The sequence below is a fragment of the bacterium genome (genome assembly GCA_022763185.1).
Lineage (GTDB): Bacteria > Bdellovibrionota_G > JALEGL01 > JALEGL01 > JALEGL01 > JALEGL01.
The window spans coordinates 78020-100860 of the sequence record JALEGL010000012.1; the positions used below are offsets into that span (position 1 = coordinate 78020).

Genomic DNA, 22841 nt, shown 5'->3' on the forward strand with positions numbered 1-22841 from the left:
AAAACTGTATTCGGCTTGTACTTATACGAAATGTTGTTTAATCACATCCGATAAACCAACGCCATTACGATGATTGCCCAACAGAACTATATTTGGGTGAGACTTATTCAGTTTGTCAATGCTAGTGTTTTTTTCAGCATGACCAATTTCATACTGTGGCATGGCTCTGGGCCATCGTTGGAGTGTTTGAAATAGTGCTGCTTGCTTGATGCCTAAAATATCTGACAGTTCATCGTGGGCAAGTTGCATTAGCTCTTGATCACTGTGATTTAAAATAGATTCATTGTTCATGCCACCCATGAATACTCTACAAACAACTGTGTCTTGTGGTGATCTTTGGGGGAATTTATGATTCAAAAAAGAACAGGCTAAAATTTTTCTTTGCTCTATTTCTGGAATGATAAACCCGGCAGCTTTAGGAAGGTTTTCAATATCAGATTTCTTGTAAATCAATATCGCAATAGCAGAAGAAGCGGTTCTAATTGATTGAAGTGCATCAGATAATTTCGGTGAACAGTGTGCAAGCAATTGAGAAGAGGATTGTAAAGTGTTGGCCATAACCAGAGTATTTGTTGCATATTGGGTGTTGTTTTGATCTGTGACGATATAGCCATGCTCATCTTTATCAACAGTTTTGATGAGGCAATTCTTTTGAATATGGACACCTTGCTCAAGTAAAGACTTTTCCAAAGCATGGATGAGTTGTGACATGCCGTTTTGTAAACTGTAAAATAAATTGTAACGCGGGCCGCTGCTTTTACTGGTAAAGCTGTTTTTGAGCAAGCCCAGAATAACGCTACCGTATTTTTGTTCAAGCTCAATAAAAACGGGAAGGGTGGCTTTTAAGCTGAGCTTTTTTGGGTCAGATGTGTAGATGCCTGAAACCATACCTTGTGCAATCACTTCAAACAGTTCTTTACCAAATCTACGGACAACAAAATCTTCCAAGCTTGGATCTTTATCTTTGCCTTTAGAAATAAAAACTTCAGCCAGCACACGTAGCTTTCCTGACCATGAGAGTAAAGGCGACTTTAAAAAAGCGGTGATGTTTTTAGGAGCAATCAAATAGAAGCCGAGCGGTGTAGCTTGCAGTTGTCCTTTATGCAAAATATAACTGCGTTGATAGTTTGGATCAATGTTGATGAGTTGATCATTAAGACCTAAATCATCAATTAGATCTAAAATATGAGAAGTCTTAGGTAAAAATGAGTCTGGCCCATATTCAAGGGTACAAGGTCCCAGTGGTGTATCTACGGTATCTGTATAGATAAGACCGCCCAAACGAGAATTTTTTTCTAAAAGAGTGATTTCATGTTTAGGTTTTTTCTTTTTTAAATAATAGGCATAACTTAAACCTGATAAACCACCACCAACAATTAATGTTTGAGTTTTATGTGCATCAGGTTTTGACATGAAGCTTACCTCTTTGTTTTTTGATGAACTTGCTTAACTAAAAACTGTGCATGTTCAACGGGCGTATTGGGTAAAATCCCATGCCCCAGGTTAAAGATATACCCCTGATTTGGATTATTTATGCTTGAAAGTAAATGATCTAGCTCATGTTCTATAACGGACGTATCACAAAGTAAGGTGACAGGGTCTAGATTTCCTTGAACTGCTTTTAGATTTAAATCTTGTTTCATTGTGTTGAGTGGAGTTCTAAAATCAATGCCCATAACATCTGAGCCAGCGTCTTTCATACTTTTAATTAAATGGGCGGTGTTAACGCCAAAGTAGATGGTAGGCACATTTTTGGCATACATCTTTACAAAATCAAAAATTTGTTTGGCAAAAGGCACAGCAAAGTTTTGAGCTTCTTGTGGAGAAAGAACGCCAATCCAACTGTCAAACAGTTGAATTGCATTGGCGCCGGCATCCAACTGCAACTTCATGTAGTCTATGGTGGCTTCAGTAAGTTGATCCAACAAGGCAATAAAGGTTTCAGGGTCACTGCGCATTAGCTTTTTGGTGTGCTCAAAGTTCTTCGATGATCCACCTTCAATGGCATAGGAGGCTACCGTAAAAGGACTGCCTGCAAAACCAATGAGTGGAATATGCGTAGGCAAATTTTTACGGGTCAGGGCAACGGCTTGTTCAAGGTAAACATGGTTGTTTTTAATATCAGGCTCAACCAGCTGTTCAACCGTTGATCCTAAACGAAATGGGTTGTGTATGGTTGGTCCATGTCCTTTGAGAAAATCCAAATCAAAACCCAAGCTCTCTAAAATGAGTAAGATGTCTGCAAAAATAATGGCTGCATCAACATTGAGCATGTCCACAGCCAAACAGGTCACCTCACTGACCAGCTCGGGAGATTTACACAATTCTAAAAAACTGTGCTTTGCACGAATATCTCTGTACTCTTTTTGGTAGCGACCCGCCTGGCGCATGATCCAGACTGGGGTATAAGGCGTTTCTTGACCAAAACAAGCTTGAATAAATGGAGATTGTTCTATTTCTTTACTCATGTGCGCTATGTAACATGAAGTTTGTGGAAATGCTTTTTTTTTAGATTTGTGGGTTTTTTTGTAAAAGCTGGATAAGTTTATCCGGCAAAAGTTGTTCTAATACTTGCTGGTTTTGAGTGCTTAAGGCTTCTCTAATGGCTGTACTGGAGAAGTTAGGAATGGCAAACTTCTCTTGCGTGTAGTTTTCACGGGGGACAAGGCACACACCAAAATCTCTTTCTATAGCATCAAAGCGATACCAAAGGTCTTTTTGTTGTAAGATATCACTGCCAACAATCAATTTAAAATTGTTATTGGGGTATTGTTTTTTTAACAATTGAAGGGTGTTATAAGTTCTTCCATCGGTTGCGTCGGAAGCTTCAATGTTGGACACGTGAAACGGATGTTCAAAATCCATGATTAAGGTTTGACACAATTGCATGCGAAAATCAAAATCCCAACTTTTTTTTCCCAAAGCATGTTTAAAAGTAGGGCAAAACCAAATTTCATCCAAGTTGTATCGTTTAAGGGCATAACAAGCCGCTAAAAAATGGCCATAATGCGGTGGAGAAAAGCTCCCACCAAAAAATCCTATGGTTTTATTGATGTTATCTGACATGAAATAGTTTTTAAAATTTGAGTTTTTAGCCTTTTTAAACGGAGGAGAGGTTTTATACCGATTCCGACCTGGGTGGGTTGAATTGACCCAAAACCGCGTTTTTGGGTCAAGAAGGGGCGGGCCTTGCATAAGTAACTGTAAGACCTTTGGTCTAACAGTTACTAAAGATCCCCCCTTAACAAAAAAGGATTAGAAATGGACGCCGATTGAGGCTCTAGGCTCCAGCAAATTATCCGCACCATCCAGGATCAAGTACTCAACCCCAACATTGGCAGAAAACATGAATAACTTAACCACGGTCACACCGGCACCTAAACTGGTAAAATAAGTGCTGTCACTGCCGGGCAGGTCATAGCTAATAAATCCAGTACCTAAAGAAGCGTAAGGTGCAAAAACACCCGTAGGCACTCTGGCAATGCCTGTTAGCCTATAAGCATTGGCTGCAGGTACAGGATCGTTTTCTAGAAAACGGCTATAACTGCCTTCAACAGCAAAGATTTTAACAAACTGGTATCCTGCTGTAACGCCCAAGCTTACTTGAGTATTTTGATTAGAACTCAAGGGAACAACAGCGCCTGCTGTAGGTCTTACATAAAAACCTGCCTGTGCAGAGCTTAATCCCAAACATAAAATTGTAAGTAGTATGGTTAAATTAATTTTTTTCATGTTGAGAATATACCTTATCTTGGCTTGACTCCCAAGTTTTCTAAGCATAAAAGGACATGGCAATGGCACAAAATACAAAAAAAACGCTTAAAACCTATACTTTTGGCTGTAAAGTCAACTGGTTTGATTCTGCGCAAGTGGAATCCGCAGTAAGTCAGTTTAAAAACTGGAATATTGATGCAAAAAGTAAAAACCCAGATGCAGTGGTTATTAATACTTGTACGGTCACTGAGTCAGCGGATAAACAGGCAAGACAGCTGATTAGAAAAGTGCACCGTGACACACCCAATGCTAAAATTATTGTTACAGGCTGCTATGCCGAGGCAGACGCTGATAGAATTAGCCAAATGCCAGGTGTAAGCGATGTTGTTGCCATAAAAGATAGACCCAAGATCAATGAGAGCTTAGGTTTGCCTAGTTTAACAGAAAATGATGCCTTTAAAACTCTGGCTCAGACCAGTCAAAGAACAAGAGCCTATTTAAAAATGCAAGATGGTTGTAATGCTTATTGCGCATTTTGTGTTTTGCCTTATGTGAGAGGAAGAAGTCGTTCTATTGATATAAAGACGCTTGTGGAACTTGCGCAATCCTATGAGCAACACGGTTATAAAGAAATGATTATCACCGGTACGCATGTTGGCAGTTATGGTAGAGACTTAAAGCCTCGTATGACCTTTGCCAAAGCTTTGGATCAAATTTTAAAAGAAACTCATACAATTCGATTAAAAGTCAGTTCTTTAGAGCCTACAACCTTAACCCCAGAATTTATTAAAGTGGTAGGAGAAAACTCAAGAATTGTTCCGCACTTTCATATTCCTATGCAAAGTGGCAGTGACGATGTCCTACGGCGGATGAATAGAAAAAATAAAGCACAAAATTTTAATGAAAGAATTATGGCTTTGTCAAAAACTCAAGATAACGTTTGTATCGGTACAGATGTGATTGTTGGTTTTTGTGGTGAAACTGAACAAGACTTTATGCAATCCTATGAAGCATTAAAAAATCTGCCGATCAGTTATTTTCATGTTTTCCCTTACTCTGGCCGTCCTGGAACTAGAGCAGAAAAAGTATTTACAGATGATGTTGATCCTCAGGTAAAAAAGCATAGAGTAAAGTTGTTAAGAGACTTAAGTTTTTTAAAACAAACAGAGTTTTATCAACGTTTTGAACATACAACAGAGAAAATTTTGGTGGAAAAAAAGAGAGATAAAGAAGGTTATTTACAAGGCCAAACCACACGTTATGTTCGCGTTAAAATAAAAGGGCATGATAGATTACAAGAAAAAGAAGTTGAAGTTCAGTTGTCGCAACTGGATAATAAAAATACGGAAAACATCGTTTTTTATGCTGATGTTTTGTAGAGAGTAATGAAATCAATATACAAAATACTGTCTGATATTTGTCAAATAGACATCCAAGAAAACATTGTGTTTGAAGAAGCATTAAGTCATAAGTCTTGGCTGGTAGAGAACCCAGTATCTTACAATGATTATGAACGCTTGGAGTTTTTGGGAGATGCAGTTTTAAACTTTATTGTTTCAGATTTATTTTATGACCAGTACCCTGATAAAGCTGAAGGTGACTTAACGCAGTTTAGGTCATCAGTGGTGAATGAAAGTGTTTTGGGTCAGGCTATTGAAAAGCTTAAAATTAATGGTTTAATTAAGTTGGGCTTGGGTGAAGAAAGGTCCGGTGGGCACAATAAACTTTCTATTTTGTCTGATGTTTTTGAGTCCTTGTTGGCTGCTTTATACCTTACACATGGTATAGGCGCAGCTAAAGCTTTTGTTATAAATGGATTGGCAGAAGTACTCAATAATGTTGATAGTGTACAGTTCAACAAAGATTTTAAGACACAACTACAAGAAAAAACACAAAAGTATTTTAAAATTTTGCCCATTTATAATACTCTAAAAAGCGCTGGTCCCGATCATGATAAAACGTTTACTATAAAAGTTCACATCAAAGGTTATACATTTGATGGTCAAGGCAACAGTAAAAAACAAGCACAACAAGATGCAGCTCAAAAGGCTCTGCAGCAATTTGCAAGAATAAAGGATGGTCAATCGTGAAAGCATTTTCAATTGCTATTGTTGGACGCCCCAACGTGGGAAAGTCAACACTGTTTAATCGAATGATTAAATCTCGGCGCTCCATCGTTCATGACCAACCGGGCATTACACGTGATGTTATTATGGAAAACGTGCAACTCGCTGGATATAATATAGAGCTTATGGACACGGGGGGGTTAAGTTCATTTAGTAAACGTCCCAATGATACAATGTTGGCTAGAGTTTTTGATAAAGCCATACACTTTATCAAACAAAGTGATTTGGTCTTATTTGTGGTTGATGGGATTGTTGGTTTAACAGAAGAAGATAGAGTTGTTGCTAAAGATTTACGCAAATTAAATATTCCAATCATGCTTGTGGTTAACAAAATTGACCCAGGAGCCATGTACAGGCAAGAAAGTGATTTTTATGCCTTAGGTTTTAAAGATTACTTTCCCGTAGCTGCAGAACATAATTACGGCATATCCAATGTTATAGAAGAAATTGAAAGTCAATTAAAACATATTCAGCATGATCAAGGCAAAGTCTCATCAGAAGATAAACCTTTAACTTCAATAAAAGTTGCCTTGTTGGGACGTCCCAATGTGGGAAAATCAACTTTATTTAACCGTATGCTGGGTGAAGATCGATCGATTGTATCGGATGTTGCTGGAACGACGAGGGATAGCATCAACTCTGACTTTATTAAAAATGATACACACTGGACTTTTGTGGATACCGCCGGCATCAGAAAAACATCCAAGATAAAAAAAGATAACATTGAGTTTTACTCAGTAACGCGGGCTAAAAAAGCGGTTGACGCCAGCGATGTTATCATCTTGATGCTCAATGCAGAGGATAATATTACGACTCAAGATCAAAAAATAGCGGCTTATATTATGGAACAGCGCAAAGCCTTATTAATTTTAGCCAATAAATGGGATGAGCAACCCAAAGGTGATAGCCCAAGAAAAGATTTTAGAGAAGAGTTGTATTACAGAGCACCTTTTTTACGATTTGCAGAGGTTAAATTTATCTCTGCAAAAGAAGGTTTAGGCACAGGTAATTTATTGTCTGGGATCAAGTCACTTTATCATAAGCTAAACAGTGTATTTAGTGAAGAAGAGCTTAAAGATGCCTATAAAGCTATTATTGCCGCAAACCCTCCTAAAGGTCCTAAAGCGCATATTTTAGAATTTAGGCGCTTATCTTATCGCCCCAATCCAGCACCAACATTTTTTATCCGTTGCAATAAACGCAGGTATGTTCCTGAAGCGTTAAAGAAATTTTGGAAGAACAGTCTGTATCATTTGTTTGATTTGCAAGGAATTCCCATTAAATTGGTGTTTCATGAACACATGTTAAAAAACCCTGAGGACTTTGAGGAGACTGAAGTTGAAGTTTAGTTTTGCGGCTAAAGACTGACAATGCTGATAGTTTGCACAAGAGATTAGTATAAAAAATAAAGTAAAATCAGTGCCTTATGTTGGCATTATCTTTGCTTTTTAATAGACTATGATCAATCAACGCAAAACACGACTTAAATTTTATACCATCATGATGCTTGCAGTAATTAGTTTATTTTTACATGGTTGTGGTCGCCCTTTGACTTATGATGGACAAAGCTTTTTGACCGATCCAGATGGAGATCAGGTTGATTCAATTTATGATAACTGTCCAAACGTATATAATCCAACACAAATAGATTCTGATAATAATGGTCTAGGGGATGCGTGTGAGGATGTAAGTTCAAGCAATGAAAGTCCCTCACTTTATTCTATGGAACTATTAAATGTAGATGGCACAAGCTGCAGTAGAAAGATTGTTTGGGAAGATAAATCGATGGATGAAGTTCAGGTGCAAATTATCAAAAAATATAAACGTGTATCTTTTGATCCTATAGACCAGCGTCCAGATATTACCGAATATGAAGATAGTCTTGATGTCCCCATTGTTTATGCCGGTAATTTAGGTGTGATAGAGTACGATGATCTTGATTTAGAAAGTTGGATGAAGGCTTTAAGATATCAAATCAAAGTTACTCTTGCCGACGGTAATGTGCTGTTGTCTAATGAAATGAATGAAAGCTTTGCTTGTGAGTAAGTTGATTAAAGCAAAAGACCTTTAAGTTGATCTAACACCATTCTTCACTTGGCTTAGCGTTAACCTTTAGAGTTAAATATATTTTGTGTGCTGTATTGACTTGGCCTCTATTTTATAATCATCAAATAAACCAATCATCATCAATGAGACAATGAATATACATAAGCCGAAAAGCTGCACAGTTTTTTTTAAAATAAATTAAATAAAATCAATGGCTTGAGTTGATTTTTTTGGCATTCGTGTTGCAATATAAATCTGTATGATCAATAAATTAATATATAGATACCGTGTTTTAGGACTTATAGCTTTTAGTATTACACTGTTGGCTATACAAAATTGTGCTCGTCCACTTACCTATGAAGGGCAGAGCTATTTAACCGATCCAGATGGAGATGGTGTCGATTCAATTTATGATAATTGTCCCAATGTGTATAATCCTGCGCCACAAATAGATTCAGATGGCAACGGAATAGGGGACGCCTGTGATATAGCGCCAGTAGATCTAGGTACAGCTTTTGCTAATGCAGTCTTGGTTTCTGCTGATATTGATTCAGGAAGTTGTCAAAGGCGGATTGTTTGGGAAGACTTATCCAACAATGAAAGCAAATTTGAAATTTGGATAAGGTACGAACAGTTTGAGTGGGATCAAAATGACGAGCCTAGTATGGTAGAATACGAATACGATATCGATAGCATTTATATTAGTGATCCCAGCACTGCTGAGCAAAGAAGCTATATTGATGATACACCTCACAGTCAAATGGAAGGTGTTTATTATAAAATAATCACAAGCTATGATGATGGGTCAAAAAAAGAAACCAATTGGCTTTATTCATATGATGGATGTTGAACCTCGACCTTAGAGTAAATGTGAAAAAACATATAGAATGCCACTTTTATGTTTTTCCTAAGCTAGTTTTTTGGTGGCTTGAGGTCAAATAAATAAACTGGCATTCTTTATTTCTTTAATTTTAGTCCGCTGATAGGTTTAAAACATAATTGCATAACTCTGCTAAGCGGTTAGAGTAGCCCCACTCATTGTCATACCAAGCGACAACTCTTATTAAGTTATCCTGACTGTGAGTTAATTCTTGATCAATAATGCTTGACTGTGGTGTTCCTATGATATCTGAAGAAACTATTGGATCTTTAGATATGCTCATACAGCTAGGATATTGTTGTGAGTAGTGCTCAAGAGCCTGATTGATTAAATCGTTGGTCACTGGCTTTTCAACAACAGCATGAAAGTCGACCAATGAGCCATTGGCTACAGGTACACGAATAGCTGCGCCATCAATTTTCCCTTTTAGTTCAGGTAAAACTTGTGCCACAGCGCTGGCTGCACCCGTGGTTGTGGGGATAATGTTTTGAGCTGCGGCTCGGGCTCTTCGTAAGTCTTTATGCGCAACATCCAGTACATTCTGATCATTGGTATAAGCATGAACTGTAGTCATATATGATGTTTGTATAGTAAAGTTTTCATGAATGGCTTTTGCAACATGCGCTAAACAATTGGTTGTACACGAGGCATTGGAGATGAATATATCATCATTTTGTAATAGGTGATCATTGATTCCCATAACAATCATTTTATCCCATGTGTCTTTTGGAGGGGCGCTTAAAATAACTTTTTTAGCACCTGCATCTATGTGAGCTTTTGCAGACTCCCTTGTTCTAAAGATTCCTGTACATTCTAGCACACAGTCTACTTGTAAAGATTTCCATGGTAGTTGAGCAGGGTTTCGCTCCTCAAGGAGTTGAATGCTTTGACCCTGAGTATGAAGTATATTATCTTTTAATCTAAGGTCTTCTTTGTATGTACCCATGATACTGTCATATTTCATCAGGTGCAAAAGCGTTTCATTTGGTGCTAAATCGTTAATAGCAACAATTTCTATATCCGGGAACTTCTGTAAAAGAATACGGGTTAACGCTCTACCAATTCTTCCAAAACCATTGATGGCAACTTTTTTCATAAAACTTGTATAACGCACCTCAGAGCGAAAAGCAAAACTCTATAAAGTAAATGATTAGTTGAGTTTTTATGCTTTGAAGACTATTAAGGGAGAGTCTATGAGGCAGGGTATAAAATTAATACACGATTTGATGAAGCCAAGAATAGCTCTGATGGTGGCATTAACCACTGCTTTGGGATATTTTTTGACAGGTCGTGAGTTTTTAACACTTACCATGTTCGTTACAGTTTTGGCTGCGGCGATAGCATCCAGCAGTGCCAGCATTTTTAATCAAATTCTTGAAAAAGACACAGATGGTCTTATGGATAGAACGCGTCTTCGCCCTTTGGTACAAAATCAAATCAATATTTACCTTGGTTGGTTTATAGCGTTTATTTTAGCAGTCGTTAGCGGAGGATTGTTATGGTTTTTTGTTAATCCTATCAGCATGTGGATAACCTTAAGTACAATCATTCTCTATGCCTGGGTCTATACGCCACTAAAAAGAAAAACACATTTATCGACATTGATCGGCGCTATACCGGGTGCTTTCCCTCCTGTTATTGGTTGGGTGGCGGCTAATGGTCAATTAGATACAGGAGCCTTCATTGTTTTTGCTATTTTATTTTTATGGCAAATGCCACATTTTATTGCGATTGCCTGGATTTATGCAGAAGATTATCAAAAAGCAGGCTTCCCTATTGTAACCAGTCTAGACCCACAAAGAAACTTTACAGCTTTACAAGCGGTTTTGTACGCTGCAGCTTTGGTTCCTGTATCTCTGATGACAACTTTGTTTAAGTTGACGGGCAAAATCTACTTTTTTGGTACGCTACTGCTTGGGGCATATTTCTTCTATGAATGCATCATGTTGCATCAGAGGAAAACAAAACAACAAGCTAAAAAAGTTTTGCTGGCTTCTGTTGTTTATTTGCCAATCTTATTTTTATTGATCATAGTGGATGCCATATTTTCATGAGTTATATAGAGTTAAGTAACATTAGTTTAAATTATAAAGATTTTTTTGCACTTCAAGATATTCATTTATCTTTGAAAGCAGGAGAATATACCTTATTTTTAGGCCCAAACGGCAGCGGTAAAAGTTCATTGTTTTCAATTATGACCAGTAGTAGACCTGCTTCTATGGGGCAAATAAAGTACCAAGAAGCCTTACTGTCTTCAAAAAACTTACATGATTATAGAAGCAATATTGGTGTGTGTTTCCAATCTCCAAGTCTAGACCCGCTTTTAACGGTAGAAGAAAACCTGGTTTGTCATGGGCGTTTATTTAATTTAAACAAACGTACAATGCAAAAAAAAATCAGTGAACTTGTTGATTATTTCCAATTGGAAGCTAAAGTTGATCAGCCCGTTTCAACTTTATCAGGTGGAATGCAAAGAAAAGTGGAACTGATTAAAGCCTTGTTACCCAATGTTGAATATTTATTCTTAGATGAACCTTCAACAGGTCTTGATCCATCAGCAAGACGAGATTTGTGGAGTTTTTTAAAAAAAATTAAACAAAAGGGTATTGGTATTTGCATGACCTCACATATTATTGAAGATATAGATGCAGTGGACCAGTGTTATTTTTTAAAAGATGGAAAAATATTTTTAAATGGTAAACCTATAGATTTAATTAAAAAAATGGGTTCCCAGCTTTTAGATATAAAAACATACAAGCTCAATGAAACACTACAAGTATTAAAAGAAACCTTTGTAAATGATCAAGTTTATGCGCATGATCAATCAATTTATATTTTAAACCAAAGTCATCAAGCCTTACAAAAAATTAATCAAATGAATTTAGCAGATATTCAATCTATATCATTAAGAGCAACGCAATTGATGGATGTGTACCATCATACCTTAAGGGATCAATAAATGTTGGCACTATTAAATAGAGAATTTATTCGCTTATCCAGACAAAAAGGGCGCTTGTTTGGAGCCTTTTTAACGCCTTTGATGATTTGGCTTTTTTTAGGTTTGGGCTTTCAAGATTCTTTTGTTTTAAATAGTAATAAGGAGATAAATTACTTTGAGTATTTTTTCCCTGGTATGGTTTTGATGACACTGATGTTCAGCGCTATATTTTCTATGATATCATTTATTGAAGATAGAAACTCTGGTTTTTTACAAAGCGTTTGGGTGTCACCTGTAAGTGGTCTGAGCATGGTGATGGCCAAAGTTTTAAGCTGTAGTCTTTTTGCTTTGGGACAAAGTTTAATCCTTTTAGTGTGTGCGTACATTTTTAAATTAAGTTTTGGATTTTCAAATTTTTTACAGATCAGTTTGATTTTGTTTTTATCCGCGGTGCTCATGAGTAGTATTGGCTTTTTATTGGCATGGTATAGCGAGAGTACGCAAACCTTTCATGTGTGGATGAATATCGTTTTGATGCCGATGTGGTTATTTTCAGGGGCCTTGTTCAGCTTTGAGTCTGTTCCAACATGGATGAATCTATTGTATAAACTTAATCCATTAACATATAGCCTTGCAGCCATGCGTTGGTCAATGAGCAGTGAACAATTAAATATGAATATTCCTAGTTTTGGTCTCTCAAATATCATTGTCACAATATTGACAGTGGTCTTTGTTTCTGTAGGTGTTTTTGTTTTAAATCAGAAGCGAAATTAGACAAAGTTATTATTTGTTGCATGATTGAGATCTTAAAAAGAACTTTAATCAACAAAAATATTTTTTACACAAAAAGTTTTATTGCCAAGAATTGCTTTTTATGAAGTTCAGCTGCCATAAAATTTTTTCTAACTCAAGTTATAAAAAAAACTGAATTTTTAAAACATGGATTAATTTTTTCAATTGAGATTTTGTCTTCTTCAGGAGGATGAAATATGAAAAAAATTTCAAAACAATTAAGTATAGTATTGATGTTAACTTTTTTACTGGGGTATTGGAAAGAGGTTCAAGCACAGAAAACATATTATGTTCAACAAGAATTAGAAGAAAAATTTTCTGAAAATTGGAACGATATTGAAAGGGTTGTTTTTTCTAAACATAGAGATGATGGCCATTTAGTCATTGCTATGCATGCGATAGGATGTAAAGATTGCAATGGGCAGTCACCTCAAATCGATATCGATTTTAAAAGAAAGTATAATAAAGATTATCTTTTTGCTTATCAGTTTGATTGTCATCAAGTTATTTTAGAAGATGCAAGAGCAATATTTAAAAATTTTAAATCTGATGTTAGAAAGGTAAATTCTTTAGATAAGAATGTTGACTTGGTTGAAAACATACCAATGGAACATCGTTATATTTTTTATCATCTTGTTGAAACTGCAGATGAGCTGATAAAAATATGTAGTTATCCACAAGAATTATAATTAAGTATAAAAAATAAAAAAGGGATATGCAAATATACATATCCCTTTTAACTTAAAGTCAGATCAATTAGTTGTCTAAAGCCCCATCCGTGATCCAAGATAGTAGATTTTGAGAAAGACTGCTAGGCAGTGATGAACCACTATGACTGCCACTGTTAGGATAAGTTAAGATGTAGCTGTTAGAGGGTGTAATTAAATCGACTCTTGATGTTGATTGTCCATCAATGTCCCCAGTGATAGAAGTGTAAACATCAACGCGTAAATTGTTTTCTGCTAAACTACTCCCATGGCAGAGTGTGCAGCCAGCTGATTGAAATTGTGGGACCAAATCACTACTAAAGCTTATGGATGTATTCACTGGATTGTTGTCTGGAAACTGATCTGGATCTAAATTGGTGATGTCTACTTCACCACATGAAAAAATCATCAAACTTATTGTCAGAAGAAAAGTTAAAAATAGAAAATTTTTTTGCATATCAGCTTCCTCGTTACTTAGTTGTTGGCGTCCGTATGAATCAAGTCGGCTTTAAAGGTTCCAAACATGGTATCCCCGGTGATAAACGTGATTTCAAAATGACCTTGAAGCGTAGAACCTTCAGTTAAAGAAAAGGATTCAAAGGTAAGGTTCCCACTCTGAACAGTTGGGAAAGGAGCACGATCTTCTTCTGGTATACCGTTGTTATCAATCAATCTAAATCGAGATAAGGTGCTATTATTTAATAAATTTAAAGACACACCTTCTTCTATGGCGGGGTCAGTTTCTTGATCGTAATCATACAATAAATTTAAAGCATTTTCTTTTTCATTGGAGTTAGGAATATCTGAAGTATAAACAATGGCGATACCCTCATTTTCAATGAATCGTATTTCAACGTCATCAAACTCCAGTGCATGAACATTTTCTATGCTTCCACGTAAGGTATTGACTGGATCCTTAGCGCAGCCAGAAAAGAAAAGGACAAAAAGTAGCGTTAAAGAGATTGGCTTTAACGCTTTTTTATAGATTAAGAAATTAAACATGACATCTCCAGTAAGTTCATAACACCAACTCTATTTTACTCTGGGTTTTCAATATTGACAAACGGTATTTGTGAAATCTGAATTTCATTACTTACATCGCTTGTAAAAAACTCATCAATATTAATGGTTACAACACCTTCAGATAAAATATAATCTTTAGGTTCAGTAGAACTTAACTCTTTTTGAATCATATACACTCTTATTTCATTGGTTCTTGGGATATCGCTTGAAATGGCTTGTGTTTGAGTTAAGGTGATGTTGGTTAAATCAACTTGATAACAGTATAAACCAGCATTGTTAATTTCTGTAAAACTAACGCTATTTCTAATCGCAAAGTTATCTCTTAGTACAGCATCATTAAGATTAGGGTTCATCCCGGCTTTTATTTCTTGAATATTGGTCCAACCGTCACCATCGTTATCAAAGCTTGCATCATTGATACTAGGATCAGTACCAAACTTTGCTTCGAGGAAGTCAATGATGTTGTCTTCATCCGTGTCGAACAAATCATCTTCACTGAATATTTTTTCTTCATGACATTTATCCAATTTGTCTTGATCCAAATCATCGTCAGCATCAGGTCCAGTACAGTGAACCTCTGCAACGGCTGGAATGGATAAGGTTCTGTATTCAATCATATCTGTTACTTTATCTCCATCGGTATCCGCAACCAGAGGACTCGAGTTAAGAACTGTATTTTCAAATAAGTCAGCGGCAAAGTCCATATCTGTATCGGGGAGATAAGAAGGGTTGTTGTTACTGGTATTATGAACAGCAGCAGTCATATTAACCACAAACATATCAACCAAGATATAAGGAATAACCAATGGTGCTAAGTTGATTCCTTGGTTTAAGAAAGTAATGTCACTGGCTGCAGTAAAGTGTAAGAAAATACCATTACCTTGTTGAGCAACTTGTTGCATGAAGTTAAATCCAGGAGAACCAGCACTGCCCAAAAATGCAGCATTCATAACAATATCACCAATACTAAAGTTATTTTCAATATTCATGAAAAGTTGTAAGGCTTGTAAAGTTTCGGCTTCTTTGGTGACACCATCAACAATTGGTGCACCATCAGCCAATAAAATGGAAGGGAAAAAAGCGTTGGCAGCAGAGCCAAACTCTTGTTCAAGAGATAAAATTTCCTGTTCAATTTCATCACGTGCGGTATTGATTGCTTGAGGCATGTTGGTCCAGCCGTTGGCTTCATTCAGTTCGCCCACGGCAGAGTTTAGAATACTCAAATCACGCGTAAATCCACCTGTTAATACTTCAGCTCCACTGGCATATTTGACGATCATAATCTCATAGTTAGGTCTATCAGGTGTAATGAATTCATTGATCACTTCTTGAGTAGCTAAGCCTCTAAATCCTTGCGGATCTGTTGTAGCCATAGATCCACTGGTATCTACAATCAGAGTAATTCTTACTGGTGAAGTAATTGAGTTGGGGTTTTGCGTACAGATTTCACCAACCACAGAGACCTTATCTGATTTTTGATTCAGAAATTTCAGATCAGGGTTTACTCCACAGTTGATGATACTTAAGCTTAAAATAATGCTTAAGGCTGTACGTTTAAGGTTTTTTATTGTTTTTATGTATGTTTGGCGCTTCATGCTTATTAATAAAGCAATTTTTAGGCCAGGTTGTTTTTATCTTAAGTTGTTGAATTTATTTAGTTTGTAAGGGGGTTAAACCTTTTGAAGTGCCAATTTAAGTTACGACTCTGCAAGTATTTCATAGTTGAAAAAAAGCAATGAGGTACAACTTAGGATGCTAGACTGATTTTTAATCAGTCCTTGCTATAATGAATTTTTGTTCTTTGTGAAACGATGATTAGGGTTAGTATAAGCATCAAGATTAAAAATGAATTGCCAGTTTGAGCTTTACAACTTGCTACATTTGATGAAACAAAAGATGCATAAGTTTCTGTCTGATCTGGATCAGGCACAATAGGTGTTAAAGCTTCTTCAACAACGCGTATGGTTACATCAATTTGATCAGTTCCAACTACGCTTGTTGCCTCAAAGCTTACGGGATGATCTCCTAAATCAGACATGACAGGTGTCCATGAAAATGCGCCAGTATCGGTTTCAAAGCTGGCCGTACTGGGTAAACCTGAGGCGGAAAAAGTAACGGGTATCTGATCAACAGAAGTGTCGCTAACAACAAAACTAAGGTTGGTATTGACCAAGACTTCAATAATATTACCGGATAGGATTGGAACACCGCCAATTTCTATTGAAGGAGGGGTGGCGTTAGAGTCTGGGGTTAGATTAATCGCTTCATATGCATTAATACCACCATGTCCAAAAAAAGTATCGTAACCCGCTGCACCTAAGTCTGTAGCACTGTCAGTTAAAATGTTTTCTACCTGCGCAACGCTAAGAAATGGGTTTTTGCCAAGAGTTAACGCAGCTACGCCAGCAACATGCGGTGCCGCCATGCTTGTTCCGCTGATGGTGTTGTATCCACCGTTACTCCATGTTGAAGTGATGTCTGAACCGGGTGCTGAGACATCGATAAGATTACCAAAGTTTGAAAAACTGCTCTTATTCCCACTTGAAGTATGGGAAGCAACAACAATACCGCCTTCTGAGTTTGATAAAGTTCCACAATTTGCTGGCGAATAGTTGGCAGCATTTGCATTACTGTTACCTGCAGCAACCACAACAACGGTTCCTCGTGATTTGGCATAATCTATAGCGGAACAAGTGACTTGACTTGGAGGACAAGCAGATTGGCATCCTAAGCTCATATTAATGACTTGTGCGCCATTGTCTGCTGCATATTCAATACCATTGGCTATCCATGAATCTATACCGCCATTGACGCCAAGTACTTTGACACCCATGACTTTGGCTTTATAAGCAACTCCAACTACACCCGTTGAATTGTTACCCGTTGCTGCGATAGTCCCTGATACATGAGTACCGTGGCCATTGCTATCAGAAATATCACCATTGCCAATGTTGTTCACAAAGTTACAGCCAGCAATATCGTCAACACAACCATTGTTATCATCATCAATACCATTGTTAGGGATTTCATTGGGGTTGTTCCAAACATTATTGCTTAAATCAATATGATTGGTTTTTACCCCCGTATCAATAACGGCTACAACAACATTCTCACCTTGTTCAGTATCCCAAGCTTGAGGTGCATTGATAAATGACATACCCCATAAGTTTGGTAAAAGAGGGTCATTGGTTGTTGCTGTCGGTACATATTTATTGCAGTTCATTTCTGCAAACTCGATATCTGGATTGTTTTTTAAGTCATTTAAAATAGCATTTGTATCAATAACGGAACTGTTTATTTTCATGCGCTGAATTCTTTTAAAATCATGCAGCGTATTTTCATTTTTAGATAGCGCCTTTGGATCATTACTGAGTTTTTTAATTTGAATAGCACTATTGTTTTGGAGTTGATGAACACTTAAACTATTCATGAAATTTGTATTTTTTTTGGGTAAAAACATGATTTCATTAGCATTACACGCAGTGTTAGCAGCTAAATGAGTGTTATGGCTGTATGAGACAGAAACATTGGGCTCTAATTGATTTTCATTGGCGCATGATACTAAGAGTTGTATAAATAATAAGAGCAAAAGAGAGTAGGGTATCTTATTTAACGGCTTCATATTAATATAAAACGCAACATACATGCCAAATATTTTCTTTTTAAGTTGTTGAATTTTTTAGATTTTTATATTGATCAATGTTGAAAAGTGCCAATTAAAGTTACCCTATGCAGGTTTTTCATAGAGATTTGTGCTGACGTATAGCAATGTCAATATTAAAAGTTGGTCATGAAATTCATTAATCTGGTGTCAAACTATACATAGTCCTGAAAAAAACATGTTTGTGAGTTACTTCAGAAAATAGTTCAACCTTAGTAGAAATAAAATAAAATAGAAAAGGCGCGCTAAGGGGAATCACTTCTTAGCGCGCCTTCTGTTGATTTAACCCATCTTTACTTTCAGAAGTAAAGAAGCCAAACATACCTCCTAGAAGTTAGATGAGTTAAATACAAATGGGAATGTAACCAAAACCGAAGCTCCGTTTCTTGGTTTTGGGAATCCCCAAGACGTTATTTCTCCAGTTAAGCAGCTATGCACGCTGGCATTTCTGACTGAAGATGATTTAATACCACTTTGGGACACACTACCACCTGGGTTAATGGTCCATTTGGCAACTATTTTACCGGATAAACCTGGATCTTGTAGTAAGCCTTTTTCATAACAGTAACGTATTTCGGATAAGTGACTTTGTACAACCTTTGCAATTTCTGCTCGGGTTAAACCACCACCACGCACGCCTACATCACCTGGAGGTGGTGCAATATCAACCACTCTACCTTTAATTTTACGGCCAGTTTTAGCTCCCACAGAAGTGCTGCCAAAGCCGTTGCCTTGTGGTGACCCACCTTTACCACCTTTAAAGCGGCTGATTTGAGCCATGCGCACATCTTTACCTGGCATGCCACCAATATTGCCTGAAACTGAGAAGGTTTGCATGCCACCTTTGGCTCTTACCGCACTAACATTGGATACTGCGGCCAACAATTGGTTGGATGAGCTTTTGGTTTTACTGAACATACCTGTTCCACCCAGTTTACCCAATGCACCCACTTGACTGATATCAGGAACCTTGGTGGTTTTACGACTGACTTTTTGGTTATGCCGTACGCGACTCTTGGTCGTACGCTTAGAAATTTTATGGGTTTTGGTTTTAGAAGGAACCGTAATTTTTTTCTTAGGTTTTACCGGTTGCACAACTTTTTTTGGTTTTGGTTTAGGCTTTGGTTTTTCAATTGCAATTTGTGCAAAACGATTCAACTCTTCTTGTGTCAATTTTTTCTCAACGGGCTGTTGCGTTGAAAAAAGACTTAAACCCATAATAGCCACCAAATGTAAGGCAGTTAAAGCAATACTCAAACCATAATATTTTTTTGGCAAGCTTTTTTTAAGCTTGGCCAGTTGAATAGGGCTTAAACGGGTTTGTCTGATATAAAAACTTAAACCGTTGTATTGTAAAATAATTTTATCTTCAAGCAGTTGTCCCCAACCATTGCCATCAAAGGCTATTTTATTAACAACTGTTTCATAATGATCACCATCGATTTCTTGGCCACAAAGAAGGTTAATGTCTTTAGAAATTAACAAATGTCCTTTTGAGTTTACTTTGATCTTAGGACCTTTTTTGCCAAATAGATTAATTTGCATGTCTTCAATCATGGGCGTGCATTCAAAAACCTGTTCACCGTTATAACGAATAACTTCCCAAACCAACTCACCTTGCATGGGTTTTTTAAGCTCTTCTTTTAATAGCTTGTCACGCATAGAAAAGGTTGGAGCTGTAAAAATATCGTCTTCATCTTCGTCGTAATCTTCTGGTGTTAAACGATCGGTAACAACATACTCTTGACTATCTTCCATTACCGCAGATGTATCTTTTTTATGTTCAGGAATAAATAAGTCTGAACCATCATAAACATTGGCTATTTCAGTTTTTTCTAAAGAAGGAATCTTTATAGAAAATGTTGTACTACCGATAACAACTTCTTGATTGGGTTTAAGGTCAATGTTTAAAAATTCTTCGCCTTGATATTCAATACCGTTATTACTTTTTAAAGCTTCAAGTGAAAATGTTCCATCAGCATTAAGTCTTAAGGTTGCATGATGTCTTGAAACATATTTATCTTTGATAACAATGTCATTTTTACTTGATCGACCAATGCTTGCTTCTGGATGACTTAATTTGAACTGTTTAGTCTTCCCATTGGCAAGTGAAATCTTGACAATATAGAGAAATCTAAATCCCTGATTGACTTGTGCTATGACGGTGTTAAATGTTTTCATAATGATTCCTTTGTTGTTGGCTTCTTTGTTGGCTTAATATAAAGCGCTTTTTTTAACTTTCTTTCTATAGTTTAAACGGGGCTGAAGTTGGCTTTTTTGCTTCAGTTGGCCTCTGTCAGACATATAGACAGAGTCTGCGTTTTTAGTTTGTCCTTTAATTTGCATGTTTCCAAAGTTAACTTTTGTTTGTCCAGACTTTGCAAAAAGGCTGCTTGAAAACAAAAGAACTATCGTTAAACTTATATTGATTATGTTTTTCATGATTCTCTCCTAAAGACGACAAAGCGAGATTTTGGATATCCTGCCATGCCGGATGATTTTAAAACTTTATCTAAAACTTCAAATGAAATACTTTGGTCTGCTTTGAGTAAAACAACACCTTCATCTTCTTTTTTAACTTTTCCAGAATTGGTTTGTTGGCTTCTGATTTGTACCAATTCTCTATACAAAGGTAATATTTTTTGGCCATCAACTTGTGCTTGAATTTTTTTGCCATAGCGTAGTTTGGCGACAACTTTATCTTCAACCATAATAGCGTTCTGACTTACAGTAACATTAACAGCATTGTTTAAACTTATTTCTGAGGTAGAGTAGGGGACTTTAATATCTTTAGGAATGCTGATGTCTTTTTGTTCTTCCGAAGAAAAGTTGAACAGCAAGAAAACCAGGATAATGGTAAACATGTCCATCATAGATGTAAGCATGATTGTTTCTTGCGGGACTTTGCGTTTTGGAAAATTCATTTTAAATTACTCCTACAGTGATACGTCCAAGGTTAATAAGGATTCTTTGAGCTTTTTTTAAATACATCATAACTAGCTCTATTAAGAGCAAATGTAGTGCCAGAAGGAATGAGGAAGAGTTTTTTTGAAAAACAAGTAAATTCAATTAGTTAGTTTTTTTTCTGGTTGTTTAAACTTTAAAAAGCGTAAATAAAAATTGCAATCATGCATTTTTTGCATAGTAGTTATGAGTTAAATAGTTGTTTTTTGAAATTGATACAAACTTCTTTTTGCATCAGTCTAAGTGTGGCTTTGTATAAAATAATACTTACGCTTCAGTACATAGTAATATTTTAAATGTATAGTTAAGCTGATTAACTGTATTCTTTGTAATGAATGAGTGATTTTATAATGCCAAAAGATTAAAATTGAAAAAATTTAGCAAATTTTTTCTTGTATATTTATAGTGCTATTGTGCATTTTAGTTGGTATGAATAACACATAGATTAAATTGGTTATTGATTTAATACATATCAATAATAAATACCAGCCTGATAAACTTGAAATTTTGATTCATAATATTGCTCAAGATAGCAACTTACATATTGATGCTAATGTTCCAAAATGGCTTATTGAAATATTTTATGCTTTGTGTACGAACAAAGCTATAAAGGAAACAAGACTTATAACTGCCTATTATAATTACAGTAAAGAGGGAAGGGTTAGAAATTTTTTAGCGGAATTAGAGGATATACTTGAGGGAGAATGGGATGACTTTGGCGGAGGAATAACGCTTGTGCTATTTAATATAAATATGAAAGTCTTTATCTCATTTGAAAGCTCAAGCTATGAAGTATCTTTTTTAAAATAAATCTTAGAGATGCTTTTTTCAATACTTAATCTTGTGCTGAAAAACACAATAATTTCAGCGCTATTGGAAGCAATACAAGTAATGAGGCAAAGTAATAGTAGGTTCTTATAAAAAAATACTGTAACTTTCTGCTATAGAAATATATCTTTGAAAACCTTGTGTGTGACTAAGAAAAACTATACTTACGTTAGTTAATAAAGAGCTAGAAGCTTATAGAATGAGTGGCAAAAATTTCTAAGATTTAGCTCGAATTTGTCTATATTAGAATGTTGATCCAATATAGACAAATATTCGCTCTTATGTGCTCTGGTCAATTTTTGCCATAGCGGATAAATCGCTTTTTGGTTTTTTTATTTGGAGATCTCAACTACATTCAAGTTTGCAACACCTAGCTCAAGTAACCATCCAAACATTGCACCTGCACTCCCAATAGTAGCCCTATCATATTGTCCATCCATATTATATTGTCTGTCCATAAAGACCATCTCCGCTCCAATTACATTTGTAAACCCGATTTGAATACCAGAATATTTACCTTCTGGCGAACCATTGCCGTGGTATACAACTATACTGGCGTTCACTTTGAATCCTCCATCGATGCCAAAACCATTATCAGTCTCTATATGATCACCGTCTTCATCAAAAATCAAGATATTGCCGATTTGTATATTCGGATATTTTCCCAGATTTAGGCATCTGTGTGATTCAGCCATAGCAATTAAGGCAAAACCAGCCCCACCACACAAATAAAAACGAGTGTTATTGCTCGCAAGCGTTTTGCTAGACAGGCTAGAGACTTCCATGAAAGACTCTACAGCTTCATCGTAGCTAATTTCCCCTCTCTCATGCAGCTCACTAATTTTAGTTTGAAGTTCATTGCGCTTTAGTTCTGCTAGGGCTTCTATATCTTCAGCTTGTGCTGAAGATAAATTTATAAGTAATGCCGCCATTACAACTCCTAAAGCCCGTAGACCTAATCTTTCTCTAAATAATGTATTTACTTGTCCCATTCTCATCTCCTTTGTTTTGATATTTTGCGACGCATTACACATAGCAAAGCTTATACCAAGTTGCAAAAAATTATTTAGTAATAAAATCAAGCATTTAGATGTAAGTCCTTTCTCATTTGGCACAAATCGAGTTACTTATGTCGCAGAAAACTATTCACATCCTTCTATGA

General features: G+C 36.3%; 22 protein-coding genes. 10 read left to right on the forward strand and 12 right to left on the reverse strand.

The window, feature by feature from the left end; genetic code table 11:
- Positions 1-21: 21 nt before the first annotated feature.
- The 4 genes from hemG to MRY82_07480 form a co-directional block, all read right to left on the reverse strand.
- Positions 22-1413 carry a protoporphyrinogen oxidase gene (gene hemG / locus MRY82_07465; GenBank protein ID MCI5072758.1) on the reverse strand — a complete coding sequence of 464 codons (1392 nt, stop codon included), beginning with the start codon at positions 1411-1413 and terminating at the stop codon, positions 22-24.
- Positions 1414-1418: 5 nt separating this feature from the next.
- Positions 1419-2468: a uroporphyrinogen decarboxylase gene (gene hemE, locus MRY82_07470; protein ID MCI5072759.1), complete on the reverse strand. Its 1050-nt coding sequence runs from the start codon at positions 2466-2468 to the stop codon at positions 1419-1421.
- 40 nt (positions 2469-2508) lie between these two features.
- Positions 2509-3066, reverse strand: a complete 558-nt coding sequence (locus MRY82_07475; GenBank protein MCI5072760.1) for a nicotinate-nicotinamide nucleotide adenylyltransferase — start codon at positions 3064-3066, stop codon at positions 2509-2511.
- Positions 3067-3255: 189 nt separating this feature from the next.
- Complete coding sequence (locus tag MRY82_07480) at positions 3256-3732, reverse strand: outer membrane beta-barrel protein (GenBank protein ID MCI5072761.1); 477 nt, start codon at positions 3730-3732, stop codon at positions 3256-3258.
- A gap of 62 nt (positions 3733-3794) precedes the next feature.
- Between MRY82_07480 and mtaB the strand changes: the two genes are divergently transcribed.
- From mtaB to MRY82_07505, 5 genes are all read left to right on the forward strand, one after another.
- Positions 3795-5093 carry a tRNA (N(6)-L-threonylcarbamoyladenosine(37)-C(2))-methylthiotransferase MtaB gene (mtaB, locus tag MRY82_07485; protein ID MCI5072762.1) on the forward strand — a complete coding sequence of 433 codons (1299 nt, stop codon included), beginning with the start codon at positions 3795-3797 and terminating at the stop codon, positions 5091-5093.
- Positions 5094-5099: 6 nt separating this feature from the next.
- Entirely contained in the window at positions 5100-5804 is a 705-nt protein-coding gene (gene rnc, locus MRY82_07490) for a ribonuclease III (protein ID MCI5072763.1), read from the forward strand.
- On the forward strand, positions 5801-7189 hold the full coding sequence (gene der / locus MRY82_07495; GenBank protein ID MCI5072764.1) for a ribosome biogenesis GTPase Der: 1389 nt from the start codon (positions 5801-5803) through the stop codon (positions 7187-7189). The genes rnc and der overlap by 4 nt, the downstream gene beginning before the upstream one ends.
- A 109-nt stretch (positions 7190-7298) precedes the next feature.
- Entirely contained in the window at positions 7299-7886 is a 588-nt protein-coding gene (locus tag MRY82_07500) for a hypothetical protein (protein MCI5072765.1), read from the forward strand.
- A gap of 259 nt (positions 7887-8145) precedes the next feature.
- Positions 8146-8736, forward strand: coding sequence for a thrombospondin type 3 repeat-containing protein (locus MRY82_07505; GenBank protein MCI5072766.1), 591 nt, complete (start codon positions 8146-8148; stop codon positions 8734-8736).
- A gap of 121 nt (positions 8737-8857) precedes the next feature.
- On the opposite strand, the gene gap is transcribed toward MRY82_07505, so the two are convergent.
- The gene (gene gap / locus MRY82_07510; protein MCI5072767.1) at positions 8858-9862 is read right to left on the reverse strand and encodes a type I glyceraldehyde-3-phosphate dehydrogenase; all 1005 of its coding nucleotides are present in this window, start codon (positions 9860-9862) and stop codon (positions 8858-8860) included.
- A gap of 130 nt (positions 9863-9992) precedes the next feature.
- Between gap and cyoE the strand changes: the two genes are divergently transcribed.
- From cyoE to MRY82_07530, 4 genes are all read left to right on the forward strand, one after another.
- On the forward strand, positions 9993-10820 hold the full coding sequence (gene cyoE / locus MRY82_07515) for a heme o synthase (protein MCI5072768.1): 828 nt from the start codon (positions 9993-9995) through the stop codon (positions 10818-10820).
- On the forward strand, positions 10817-11725 hold the full coding sequence (locus MRY82_07520) for an ABC transporter ATP-binding protein (GenBank protein MCI5072769.1): 909 nt from the start codon (positions 10817-10819) through the stop codon (positions 11723-11725). Before cyoE ends, MRY82_07520 begins: the two co-directional genes overlap by 4 nt.
- Positions 11726-12478 carry an ABC transporter permease gene (locus MRY82_07525; protein ID MCI5072770.1) on the forward strand — a complete coding sequence of 251 codons (753 nt, stop codon included), beginning with the start codon at positions 11726-11728 and terminating at the stop codon, positions 12476-12478. It begins immediately after the preceding gene.
- 215 nt (positions 12479-12693) lie between these two features.
- Positions 12694-13185: a hypothetical protein gene (locus MRY82_07530; protein ID MCI5072771.1), complete on the forward strand. Its 492-nt coding sequence runs from the start codon at positions 12694-12696 to the stop codon at positions 13183-13185.
- A 67-nt stretch (positions 13186-13252) separates the two neighbouring features.
- On the opposite strand, the gene MRY82_07535 is transcribed toward MRY82_07530, so the two are convergent.
- From MRY82_07535 to MRY82_07560, 6 genes are all read right to left on the reverse strand, one after another.
- Positions 13253-13660, reverse strand: a complete 408-nt coding sequence (locus MRY82_07535; protein MCI5072772.1) for a hypothetical protein — start codon at positions 13658-13660, stop codon at positions 13253-13255.
- 17 nt (positions 13661-13677) lie between these two features.
- A complete protein-coding gene (locus MRY82_07540; GenBank protein MCI5072773.1) occupies positions 13678-14205 on the reverse strand; it encodes a hypothetical protein in 528 nt (175 codons plus the stop codon).
- Between the two features lie 35 nt (positions 14206-14240).
- Positions 14241-15821 carry a VWA domain-containing protein gene (locus tag MRY82_07545; protein ID MCI5072774.1) on the reverse strand — a complete coding sequence of 527 codons (1581 nt, stop codon included), beginning with the start codon at positions 15819-15821 and terminating at the stop codon, positions 14241-14243.
- A gap of 176 nt (positions 15822-15997) precedes the next feature.
- A complete protein-coding gene (locus MRY82_07550; GenBank protein MCI5072775.1) occupies positions 15998-17656 on the reverse strand; it encodes a S8 family serine peptidase in 1659 nt (552 codons plus the stop codon).
- A gap of 558 nt (positions 17657-18214) precedes the next feature.
- Positions 18215-20068: an AgmX/PglI C-terminal domain-containing protein gene (locus tag MRY82_07555; GenBank protein ID MCI5072776.1), complete on the reverse strand. Its 1854-nt coding sequence runs from the start codon at positions 20066-20068 to the stop codon at positions 18215-18217.
- A gap of 257 nt (positions 20069-20325) precedes the next feature.
- On the reverse strand, positions 20326-20811 hold the full coding sequence (locus tag MRY82_07560) for a biopolymer transporter ExbD (GenBank protein MCI5072777.1): 486 nt from the start codon (positions 20809-20811) through the stop codon (positions 20326-20328).
- A 490-nt stretch (positions 20812-21301) separates the two neighbouring features.
- Here MRY82_07560 and MRY82_07565 point away from each other — a divergent pair, with 490 nt between their 5' ends.
- The gene (locus MRY82_07565; GenBank protein MCI5072778.1) at positions 21302-21661 is read left to right on the forward strand and encodes a hypothetical protein; all 360 of its coding nucleotides are present in this window, start codon (positions 21302-21304) and stop codon (positions 21659-21661) included.
- Between the two features lie 350 nt (positions 21662-22011).
- On the opposite strand, the gene MRY82_07570 is transcribed toward MRY82_07565, so the two are convergent.
- Entirely contained in the window at positions 22012-22794 is a 783-nt protein-coding gene (locus tag MRY82_07570) for a hypothetical protein (GenBank protein ID MCI5072779.1), read from the reverse strand.
- Positions 22795-22841 lie beyond the last annotated feature (47 nt).

What these genes read in the sequence shown, in the direction of transcription:
- hemG (MCI5072758.1), bottom strand. Translation starts at nt 1,413, where the DNA reads ATGTCAAAACCTGATGCACATAAAACTCAAACATTAATTGTTGGTGGT.
- hemE (MCI5072759.1), bottom strand. Translation starts at nt 2,468, where the DNA reads ATGAGTAAAGAAATAGAACAATCTCCATTTATTCAAGCTTGTTTTGGT.
- MRY82_07475 (MCI5072760.1), bottom strand. Translation starts at nt 3,066, where the DNA reads ATGTCAGATAACATCAATAAAACCATAGGATTTTTTGGTGGGAGCTTT.
- MRY82_07480 (MCI5072761.1), bottom strand. Translation starts at nt 3,732, where the DNA reads ATGAAAAAAATTAATTTAACCATACTACTTACAATTTTATGTTTGGGA.
- mtaB (MCI5072762.1), top strand. Translation starts at nt 3,795, where the DNA reads ATGGCACAAAATACAAAAAAAACGCTTAAAACCTATACTTTTGGCTGT.
- rnc (MCI5072763.1), top strand. Translation starts at nt 5,100, where the DNA reads ATGAAATCAATATACAAAATACTGTCTGATATTTGTCAAATAGACATC.
- MRY82_07500 (MCI5072765.1), top strand. Translation starts at nt 7,299, where the DNA reads ATGATCAATCAACGCAAAACACGACTTAAATTTTATACCATCATGATG.
- MRY82_07505 (MCI5072766.1), top strand. Translation starts at nt 8,146, where the DNA reads ATGATCAATAAATTAATATATAGATACCGTGTTTTAGGACTTATAGCT.
- gap (MCI5072767.1), bottom strand. Translation starts at nt 9,862, where the DNA reads ATGAAAAAAGTTGCCATCAATGGTTTTGGAAGAATTGGTAGAGCGTTA.
- cyoE (MCI5072768.1), top strand. Translation starts at nt 9,993, where the DNA reads ATGAAGCCAAGAATAGCTCTGATGGTGGCATTAACCACTGCTTTGGGA.
- MRY82_07520 (MCI5072769.1), top strand. Translation starts at nt 10,817, where the DNA reads ATGAGTTATATAGAGTTAAGTAACATTAGTTTAAATTATAAAGATTTT.
- MRY82_07525 (MCI5072770.1), top strand. Translation starts at nt 11,726, where the DNA reads ATGTTGGCACTATTAAATAGAGAATTTATTCGCTTATCCAGACAAAAA.
- MRY82_07530 (MCI5072771.1), top strand. Translation starts at nt 12,694, where the DNA reads ATGAAAAAAATTTCAAAACAATTAAGTATAGTATTGATGTTAACTTTT.
- MRY82_07535 (MCI5072772.1), bottom strand. Translation starts at nt 13,660, where the DNA reads ATGCAAAAAAATTTTCTATTTTTAACTTTTCTTCTGACAATAAGTTTG.
- MRY82_07540 (MCI5072773.1), bottom strand. Translation starts at nt 14,205, where the DNA reads ATGTTTAATTTCTTAATCTATAAAAAAGCGTTAAAGCCAATCTCTTTA.
- MRY82_07545 (MCI5072774.1), bottom strand. Translation starts at nt 15,821, where the DNA reads ATGAAGCGCCAAACATACATAAAAACAATAAAAAACCTTAAACGTACA.
- MRY82_07550 (MCI5072775.1), bottom strand. Translation starts at nt 17,656, where the DNA reads ATGAATAGTTTAAGTGTTCATCAACTCCAAAACAATAGTGCTATTCAA.
- MRY82_07555 (MCI5072776.1), bottom strand. Translation starts at nt 20,068, where the DNA reads ATGAAAACATTTAACACCGTCATAGCACAAGTCAATCAGGGATTTAGA.
- MRY82_07560 (MCI5072777.1), bottom strand. Translation starts at nt 20,811, where the DNA reads ATGAATTTTCCAAAACGCAAAGTCCCGCAAGAAACAATCATGCTTACA.